We start from the raw sequence: 1140 nt of genomic DNA on the forward strand, positions 1-1140 counted from the left end.
TTATGCGAATACAACTACACTTATAAGTCCAGAAGGACTTAATCAACGTTTTAACCGATGCGCTGTTTTATTCCTACAGTGTGTTTTTTCTCGTTTAGTTAAAAGCCAACTAAACGATTCATCTCAAATTCCAAACCAATACACGTCTTATTTTCAACGTATACGTATTTTAGATGCTACTATTTTTCAAGTACCCAATCATTTAGCTCCTATTTATCCTGGTTCAGGAGGATGTGCACAAACAGCCGGTATTAAGATTCAACTAGAGTATGATTTACATAGTGGGAAATTCCTCAATTTCCAAATGGGACCGGGTAAAAATAATGATAAAACCTTTGGTACAGAGTGTTTGGATACCTTACGCCCAGGAGATTTGTCTATTCGAGATTTAGGATACTTTTCTCTAAAAGATTTAGACCAGATGGATCAACGAGGGGTATTCTATGTTTCACGGTTGAAATTAAATAATAGAGTATATATAAAAAATGAATCGCCAGAATTCTTTCGGGATGGGACAGTTAAAAAGCAATCTTTATATGTTTTACTTGACCTTGAAGATATCATGCATCAGATAAAACCAGGAGATACTTATGAAATTCGGAATGCCTATGTTGGACAACAAAAATTACCCTCACGAGTTGTAATATACAGACTCACATCAACTCAAATTCATAAACGTAGGAAACAGCAAACTTATGTTGAAAAGAAAAAGGGGGTTACATACTCTGAAAAAAGTAAACGTTTAACAGAAATCAATGTTTATATTACCAACATCCCATGGGAAATTGTTCCGATGGAACAGGTTCACGAGATTTACTCTCTACGTTGGCAAATAGAGATTGTATTTAAAACATGGAAATCCCTTTTTGGTATCAATTATTGTCACAATATTAAGCGAGAGCGTCTAGAATGTCATCTTTATGGAAAGTTAATTGCTATTTTTCTTTGTTCTTCCACTATGTTCAAAATGCGACAACTGTTACTACAGAAAAAACAAAAAGAATTAAGTGAATATAAAGCAATTTATATGATTCAAGATCATCTGTACTTAGTATATGAAGCTATACAAAACGACACCCAAGAAGTAACAAAAATTTTCCTTCGTCTGTTTGATCTCTTACAGAAAAATGGACGGAAATC

1 protein-coding gene is annotated in these 1140 nt (G+C 33.7%); it reads left to right on the forward strand.

The features are described from left to right. Positions 1-1140 (forward strand): IS4 family transposase (locus tag ACS2MN_RS30925; RefSeq protein ID WP_438894973.1); only part of this gene is annotated, 1140 nt, incomplete at both ends.

It is taken from the genome of Bacillus cereus group sp. BceL062 (assembly GCF_051780025.1).
In the GTDB taxonomy this organism is placed as follows: domain Bacteria; phylum Bacillota; class Bacilli; order Bacillales; family Bacillaceae_G; genus Bacillus_A; species Bacillus_A toyonensis.